The sequence below is a fragment of the Paraburkholderia sp. SIMBA_053 genome (genome assembly GCF_046534895.1).
Lineage (GTDB): Bacteria > Pseudomonadota > Gammaproteobacteria > Burkholderiales > Burkholderiaceae > Paraburkholderia > Paraburkholderia caledonica.
The window spans coordinates 1-249 of the sequence record NZ_JAWRXU010001329.1 but is presented as its reverse complement, the minus strand read 5'-3'; the positions used below and the strand labels follow the sequence as shown (position 1 = coordinate 249).

At 54.6% G+C, this 249-nt stretch carries 1 pseudogene; it reads right to left on the bottom strand.

The features are described from left to right. Positions 1 to 24 precede the first annotated feature (24 nt). Positions 25 to 228 (bottom strand): annotated as a pseudogene (locus SB753_RS39930) (cold-shock protein). Between the last annotated feature and the right edge of the window lie 21 nt (positions 229 to 249).

Below are 249 nucleotides of genomic sequence, written 5' to 3'. Positions count from 1 at the left end.
CGCGACCGCGAAAGCGCTTTGGTATCAGATCGGTTGAATGTTGGCCGCCTGCTTGCCCTTCGGTCCTTGCTTGACCTCAAAGCTCACCTATTGCCCCTCCTGAAGGGACTTGAAGCCCTCCGCCTTCACTTCCGAAAAATGAGCAAACAGGTCATCGCCGCCATCGTCCGGCGTAATGAAACCAAAACCCTTTGCGTCGTTAAACCACTTCACGGTACCCGTTGCCATCTTCCTGGCCCTCTTCAAAGA